The sequence below is a fragment of the Allocoleopsis sp. genome, assembly GCF_036703385.1.
Classification (GTDB): domain Bacteria; phylum Cyanobacteriota; class Cyanobacteriia; order Cyanobacteriales; family Coleofasciculaceae; genus Allocoleopsis.
In genome coordinates this window covers 1-6579 of sequence record NZ_DATNPA010000796.1, presented here as the reverse complement: position 1 = coordinate 6579, position 6579 = coordinate 1, and the positions used below count along the sequence as shown (strand labels likewise).

8 protein-coding genes are annotated in these 6579 nt (G+C 46.7%); 4 read left to right on the top strand and 4 right to left on the bottom strand.

Annotated elements, in window-relative coordinates:
• Positions 1 to 17 precede the first annotated feature (17 nt).
• A complete protein-coding gene (locus V6C93_RS37035; RefSeq protein ID WP_333481698.1) occupies positions 18 to 221 on the bottom strand; it encodes a hypothetical protein in 204 nt (67 codons plus the stop codon).
• A gap of 125 nt (positions 222 to 346) precedes the next feature.
• Positions 347 to 493, bottom strand: coding sequence for a hypothetical protein (locus tag V6C93_RS37030; protein WP_333481697.1), 147 nt, complete (start codon positions 491 to 493; stop codon positions 347 to 349).
• Between the two features lie 186 nt (positions 494 to 679).
• On the opposite strand from V6C93_RS37030, the gene V6C93_RS37025 reads away from it, so the two are divergent.
• Together V6C93_RS37025 and V6C93_RS37020 are read left to right on the top strand one after the other, a co-directional pair.
• Positions 680 to 2335, top strand: a complete 1656-nt coding sequence (locus V6C93_RS37025; protein ID WP_333481696.1) for an AarF/ABC1/UbiB kinase family protein — start codon at positions 680 to 682, stop codon at positions 2333 to 2335.
• Between the two features lie 134 nt (positions 2336 to 2469).
• Positions 2470 to 3015 (top strand): SRPBCC family protein, encoded by a 546-nt coding sequence (locus V6C93_RS37020; protein ID WP_333481695.1) that lies wholly within the window; start codon positions 2470 to 2472, stop codon positions 3013 to 3015.
• Between the two features lie 109 nt (positions 3016 to 3124).
• On the opposite strand, the gene V6C93_RS37015 is transcribed toward V6C93_RS37020, so the two are convergent.
• Positions 3125 to 4246 (bottom strand): WD40 repeat domain-containing protein, encoded by a 1122-nt coding sequence (locus V6C93_RS37015; RefSeq protein WP_333481694.1) that lies wholly within the window; start codon positions 4244 to 4246, stop codon positions 3125 to 3127.
• A gap of 138 nt (positions 4247 to 4384) precedes the next feature.
• Between V6C93_RS37015 and V6C93_RS37010 the strand changes: the two genes are divergently transcribed.
• Positions 4385 to 4534 carry a hypothetical protein gene (locus V6C93_RS37010; protein WP_333481693.1) on the top strand — a complete coding sequence of 50 codons (150 nt, stop codon included), beginning with the start codon at positions 4385 to 4387 and terminating at the stop codon, positions 4532 to 4534.
• A 4-nt stretch (positions 4535 to 4538) separates the two neighbouring features.
• Here the strand turns inward: V6C93_RS37010 and V6C93_RS37005 are convergent, their stop codons facing one another.
• Complete coding sequence (locus tag V6C93_RS37005; RefSeq protein ID WP_349262958.1) at positions 4539 to 6041, bottom strand: Rieske 2Fe-2S domain-containing protein; 1503 nt, start codon at positions 6039 to 6041, stop codon at positions 4539 to 4541.
• Positions 6042 to 6203: 162 nt separating this feature from the next.
• Here V6C93_RS37005 and V6C93_RS37000 point away from each other — a divergent pair.
• The coding region (locus V6C93_RS37000; protein ID WP_414644374.1) for a DNA-3-methyladenine glycosylase family protein at positions 6204 to 6579 on the top strand (376 nt) is incomplete at its 3' end.

Sequence of the window (6579 nt, the reverse complement as noted above, 5' to 3'; positions counted from 1 at the left end):
GAAATGTCTCTAACGTGTTAATCAATAATTTTTAACTGTCCTGCTTGAATTGCATCAAAAAGTCGATTAATTTGGTGCCGTTCTTCATCATCAATTTGACCGTCAGCAAGGATAGCGACAGATAATTGATGATATTGTTCGCTGCTGATTTTCCTGGATAAAATGAAGCGCTCTACGAGTTGGGCAACATTCACACTTGATTGATTCTCTTGAGATTCCATTGCTCCGCTCCTTGTCAGTCGATCATAGAATAAATCATATATTTTCAGGTGTTCTCAGAATTGAAGGGTTGGCTTGGTGATGACAATCACCTAGTTTTCGTACTGGAGGCGATATTCGTTCGGATTCAGGCTGTATTCCCAGTCTGGGAAAAGAAGAATGACAACCCACTCATGAAAGTCATACCCAAGGATAATCTAGCGATCGCGCTGGGTACACGGCCTTGAAGCGATCGCTTTCCCCAGAGAAACCAGGCAAGAAGCTTAAAAGTCAAAGCCTGTATGCGTATGAGTTTTAGCTTTTGTCTGATGAAAAGGACACAAGAGCGTTAGTCTTGTTGTCACGTCGTTCGCCCTGATCAGCGTAAAGTTAATGTTGTGAGTTATCGAAAAAGCCGGAACGAATAGGATATCTTTTAACCATTCGTCCCGATGAAATCCTCATAGAGGAAGAGGTGCGTGTGTTTTCAGGTCGTCCCAAAACCAGCTCTCGACAAAGAAAAATTGTTGAAGTGGTTCTCCGGCATGGTTGGGGTTATATGCGAGTACTTCTCTTGGGAGGGAAAGCCGAAGAACCTTCATTGCCACCCCCTAAGGTGCTGTGCAATATTTTGGTGGAGCTCGGTCCTGTTTACGTTAAGCTCGGACAACTGCTGAGTACACGACCCGATCTGTTACCCCCACCCTATCTTGAAGCCTTAACATCCCTTCAAGCTGAAGTCCCGCCAGTCACTTGGGAGGCAGTAGAAGCCGTTATCCGCAAGCAGCTTCAACAACCTATAGAAGAAATCTTTGCCATAATTCATCACCAGCCTGTTGCAGCGGGCTCGATCGCCCAAACCCATCGCGCTACACTAAGTGATGGGCGTGAGGTCGCTGTAAAAATTCAACGTCCAGGCATTGATAGAGTTGTCGAACAGGATATTAGGTTGCTTCGCGGCTTGGCACGGTTAGTCAACCGCACTCAAGTGGGGCAGTATTACAATTTAGTCTCTGTCGTTGAGGAATTTGCTTCGGCGCTGCGGGCTGAGCTAAATTTTACCCAAGAAGCCAGTTACACGGACACACTACGGCGCAATCTCTCCAAGAGTGACTGGTTCGATCCACAACAGCTTGTTCTTCCAGAAATTTACTGGGACTTGACCAGTGAAAAGTTACTCGTCATGGAGTGGCTCAATGGAGTTCCCCTGTTACTCGCTGAGATGAGGGGGACAAACTACGGTGGTGATGCCAAAGCCGAACGCCGATTCCTTGCCGATTTACTTGTCAGAGCTTATTTTCAGCAGTTTTATATCGATGGCATATTTCATGCTGACCCTCACCCCGGAAATTTGTTCTATCTCCCATCAGAGCGGATTGCTCTGATTGATTTTGGCTTGATGGGTCGTCTAGACCCCCGCACGCAACAGATTTTGATCGAACTTATTTTAGCGATCGCTAACTTAGATAGCAAGCGGTGTAGTCAATTAACGCTACAACTGGCAGAGTCTACAATCCCTGTGAATCTTGCTCATTTGGAAAATGATTTTGACCGATTGCTGCGACGCTACTACAACCTAAACATATCGGAAATTAACTTTAGCCAGTTGACCTACCAAATATTGCAAATTGCCCGGAAACACAAAATTCGCATTCCTAGCAATATGGGATTGTATGCTAAAACTCTCGCCAATCTCGAAGGGGTGGCTCGTCAACTCGACCCTGATTTCAATTTAATCGAGCAAATTAAACCCCTAATGGCAGATTTATTCCGGCAACGATTGGTCGGATATGCCCCTCTGCAAGACCTTTTAAGAGCAGCCCTTGATATCAAAACCCTATCCCTAGAGGCTCCTCGCCAATTGGAGATGTTATTAGATCGGGTGACCTCTGAAACATTGCAATGGAATGTAGCGGTGCGAGGTCTGGAATCATTCCGTCGCAGTATTGATGCGGTGGGAAATCGACTAACATTCGGGATTGTAACAGCCGCTATCCTGATTGGTGCTGCTATGATTTTTTCCCAAGCCCCCAGTAATCCAATTTTCTTTTGGGTGAGTGGTATTCTCTTTGTAGTCGCTAGTCTAATCGGCTTATGGTTGATTATTAGCATGATTAGAAGCGGACGAGTGAAGTAATCATTACTATTATAACACTTAATATTTTTCTACTTAAATATTAATTTTTATAGAATCTGCATTATGTAATAAAGGATTAAGTTTGCCCATTTAAGCTATATTATTATTGGCTGAAGAGCGGCTAAACTCTTATCATGACACTTTCTTTCAAAGACTTGAATAATCCAATCCCAGACCTAACGTGGAGTCAGCAAAAGGCGCTTTCGCAAGGAGAGGTTTTGGTGGAAACGCGCTCACACTCATCTTGGGGTGGTGCTGTTACTGCACAAATGTACTTACCGATAGCACGCTCATCCGCTTGGCAACAACTAATCGATTATCCTCGCTGGGTGGAATACTTCCCCGATCTCACCAAAAGCGAAGTCTTGCATCAAGGTCAGGTAAAACATCTGTATCAAGTTGCCCAAAAATCCTTTGTGTTCCTCACCGCTCAAGTCGAAATTTACTTGAACGTCTTTGAGGTGGAAGGAAAGCACATTCAATTTCGGCTAGAAAAAGGCACCTTTAACGATTTTACGGCAGACCTGAAATTGAAAGATTTCGATAATGGGACTTTGCTCACCTACTCCGTGCAAGCAACGCCTAACATTCCGATACCGACCATTTTCATTCAACAGGGGATGCAGATGGAATTGCCAAGGAATATGCGGCAAATGCGGCAAGTTCTATGTGCAGCTTAAAGTAAGCTAATCGGCATAAAACATGGCATAGCTGGGACGGGCAGGATGCCCATCCCACAATAAATATATTAAGTGGATTCCACCGCCTTTCAACTTTCCTATCCACACTTTATGGGGTAGGCATCCGCCAAATTTGGATGTCATCCACCTGAGAGCAAGCGAATGTTTTACCATCTGGAGCAAAGACAAACGAACCTGCACCTGAGCAAGCGGAGTTACTATCGGGGAAGCTAATCTGTTGTCCAGTAGCGAGATTCCGAAGCTCAAAGAACATCGCTGGGGCTGAATGTATAGGTGATGAGAAATCCAACATAGTAACCATAAACGTTTGCCCATCTGGACTGATATTAAGATAGTAGGCGTCTAAATTCTTCGGTTCGTTGCCTTTGAAGCTGCGTAGCAGTTGCCCAGTGCGAGTATTCCAGAGTTTAATTGCGTCGTCACCAGTATTGCTACTAATCAGGGTTTGTCCATCTGCGCTAAACGTTAGAGAAGCGATGGAACTTTCCTGCACCACAGTACGCAAGAGTTGTCCAGTTCGCATATTCCAGAGTTTGAGAGCCTTCTCATCCGCAGTGGCGAGAGTTTCTCCATCTCGACTAAAGGCAAGAACAACCCCATTAGAGCCACTAAAACGCTCGCTCAAAGTCCGCAGCAGTAGCCCAGCTTGCCAATTCCACACCTTGACGGTTCCATCGAGACTGCTGCTGGCAAAGAGTTGACCCTTAGGACTGGTAGCAAGGGTTTTCACCGCGTTGGTATGTTTAGTTAAGGTTCGCAATAGTTGACCCGTGCGCGGATTCCAAAGCTTGATGGTACTGTCCTCATGACCAGTAATGAGTGTTTGTCCAGCGTTTGGCGCAAAGATAGCCGCATTCACTTTGCTGCCGTTTTGGGCAAAGGTACGCAATTCCTTCTTACTCTTCAAATCCCAGGTACGGATGAAATCGCCCACACTAGCCATCAATTGATTGTTGTAGCTGAGAGTGACCGATGTTGCGTTGAGAGGTGGAATGGATGGGTTTTTAAAAGTATGCAGCAGTTGCGCTTGGCGTGGGTTCTTAGAAGTTCGGGTACTAACTCTAGTAGGGATTGAAGACGCTCCAGCTGCATTGTTTACATATTTAGGTGTTGTTGCTGGGATGGGTTTGGCAGCAGTACTTTCTCCAATCAAGGTTAGTGAGAGTGCTATCACCGCTAAGTGAATCAGCCGTAACGGGAATTGTCGCATTGTCTAACTTAAGGGCTTTAATTTTTTACTAGGAATCCGCATCGAGTGCTTCCATGATTCTGCGATCGCCTCTGGAGCTGTTCGAGCAGCCTCAAGTATAGATTGATGATGAGGCAATAGGCTTCACTGCATTGGCTCATGCGATCGGGTGAATTGGATGAATTACGCGATCGCTCAAACTGGTATCAGATGCGATCGCTCTCACCGTTCATTATCGAATTGGATTCAACCTTGCCGGGGATGTTGGGTTTTTTGAGGCCAAGAGGCGATCGCACTCACTCTTCTTGATCTATCAGTGATTGTGAGCGTGTTCAAACTCATAAACATAGAAAAGCCGACTGAATTTCTTCAGCAAGTATCCTACTATTGCAAATAGGATTGCACCCCCAAGCGCCAACCAAAATCCGACAGGAGGGACAACAGTTAAAACAGAGGTTGCTGTTTGTTCTATAGACGTTGCCGCTACCTTCATCGCCACAGCTCGTGCATCCACCATCACGCCTAGACCAAAACACACCACCGCCGCCATATAAGCCAAGACGGAGAGACGGTTAATCGTTTTCAGGGCATTCTGGCAAACCTGGCAATATTGAGTATGGGTTGCCCACACATCAAACAATTTCTGCTTGTCTCGCTCCCCTGATAGCAGCTCCGAATTACATCCTGAATCCCAAGGGATACCGCCTCCGGCTCTTTTTTCCAGCCATTGACGAAACGCAATCACCATCTTGTCTTGGGGATTGGGCGTATAGACGGCATCCAGCCATCTGTCCTTGCCCCGTTTGCTGAGAGTCTTCTCCTGGTAATGGAGAAACACCGCATCCTGATGCAGGAACAGAGACGCCAACACATGAGTTAACCAAGCTGGCATCGGTAGCCCAAAAAATCCCAACCCCGGCGGAGTCTTCCCCGCCTCATCCTTTACAAATACCTGGCATCCGATATGACGACACCATCCGGGACGAGTTGGGCTGGCGTATAAAGCTAGGATGAGCTTCCCACCGCCTTTAAACGTTGAGACAATTCTCATATGACTTGGCGGTTGAAAGTCGTGAACCGCTTCCTCAATGATTGGAGCTGTGGGTGTGATTGCAAAGGAGAATCCTTCCTGAGTAGACATCTCCCGGATGTTAGGCATGTCGTAGTACTTGGCATCCTTGTACCGACTGCCGACAATACCGTGATGGGAGACAGGAACATGGGCAGGATCGGCTATATTCTCCATGAAAAAGTCCCATCCATAGGGGAGGTCACGGATATTCCAAGAGAGCTTTACTACCTTGTCCGAGTCTTCCTCAAGTTCTGGAATAATTCGCGGTGCCCTTAATTGACTTTCAATCTGTGCCTGTTGACCTGACTCAGCCCATACCCACAAAAGACCTTGACGTTCCTGCGTCGGAAAGGCAACAGCACAGGACTTTTGGTTTGAGCAGTGCTTCGCCTCAGTCTCCTCGTCTTTGGATTGGGGAATGCTGACGCAGTTCCCCTCACCGTCAAAGCGCCAAGCGTGGTAAGCACATAAAAGAGTGCCATCCGACTCAACACGACCTTCAGAAAGTGGGACTAGTCGATGGGGGCAAACATCTTCAAAGCAACGCCATTGACCAGAGCCATCCCGCCACAAGACAATATCCTTCCCTAGCAACTGCATGGCATGGGGACGAGAGGGGTCTAGGAAATCTACAACAGTTACTGGATACCACTGCTTTGTCCATTGGAAGAGTTCTTTTTCTTCCTCTTTCAATTGTTCAACAGCGTCGCGTATATCCCCTTGCAGACTGGTCTGGGTAGTCACAGGTACTCCTTGGTCTTCTTCTAGCGGCTGAGTTTTCTTAATAAATTTTAATACAGGCATTTTTTCCAGGTAAGGTTAGGGTGAAGAAGTTGCATTGACTTTCACTTGGTTTAATTACCGGAGTGTGGGTAACGACAGCTTCTGCGTTTCTAGTGACAGGTGATGAATTACGCAATTGCCATTGACTTTCTCAAGGATTCCGACCCTATCCTGGGACAACTCATTGACCAAATTGGTGCGTGTCTACTGAATCAGCACCAGTTGGAGGGAGACTTGTTCTTTTGCCTATCCCGATCGATTCTCCACCAACAACTTTCAACCAAGGTGGCTAAAGTCATCCACGCAAGGTTTCTCCAGCTTTACCCGGATACTCAGTTCCCTTCGGCACAAGATGTCCTCAAAACGCCGGATGAAGTCCTCCGCCGAGTGGGCATTTCACGCCCGAAAATCTCTTACCTGAAAGACTTGGCACGCCATGCGATCGCCGGATTGCCTACCCTTGAGGAGTTGGAAGTCATGGACGATGAGGCGATTATTA

Excerpts from the sequence above, each read along its gene's own strand:
- V6C93_RS37020 (WP_333481695.1), top strand. The coding sequence starts at position 2,470 with ATGACACTTTCTTTCAAAGACTTGAATAATCCAATCCCAGACCTAACG.
- V6C93_RS37010 (WP_333481693.1), top strand. The coding sequence starts at position 4,385 with ATGCGATCGGGTGAATTGGATGAATTACGCGATCGCTCAAACTGGTAT.
- V6C93_RS37035 (WP_333481698.1), bottom strand. The coding sequence starts at position 221 with ATGGAATCTCAAGAGAATCAATCAAGTGTGAATGTTGCCCAACTCGTA.
- V6C93_RS37015 (WP_333481694.1), bottom strand. The coding sequence starts at position 4,246 with ATGCGACAATTCCCGTTACGGCTGATTCACTTAGCGGTGATAGCACTC.